General features: G+C 32.1%; 1 protein-coding gene. It reads left to right on the top strand.

Annotated elements, in window-relative coordinates; all coding sequences use genetic code 11:
- Window positions 1-265, top strand: a 265-nt coding sequence (locus tag AAEY62_RS22865; protein WP_350636715.1) for a DUF7281 domain-containing protein, incomplete at both ends; no start/stop codon positions are given.

The following is a 265-nucleotide window of genomic DNA, read 5'->3' as shown; positions in this document are numbered from 1 at the left end:
ACCTTAAAATAATGCTTAATGAACTCAACCCCAGTGTTAATGTTGGTATCTTTTTTGACCATGATGCTGCAGGTATTGATATGGCTTTGAAATTATCTCAATACTGCTATATCGACATAGTTGTGCCGATATTCTTATCTGACAGTATTTTAATGAAATCAAAAGCTGAAGAATTCGAAAAACAGTTTCCTCAGTTGTTTAGAAGAATCAACTGTCAAAAAACACCACCACAAATTAAATCCATATTAGAATATATGCAAAAGAG

Source organism: Pseudoalteromonas sp. GW168-MNA-CIBAN-0100 (genome assembly GCF_040309225.1).
Taxonomy (GTDB): Bacteria; Pseudomonadota; Gammaproteobacteria; order Enterobacterales; family Alteromonadaceae; genus Pseudoalteromonas; species Pseudoalteromonas arctica.
This window is presented reverse-complemented; position numbering and strand designations above follow the sequence as displayed.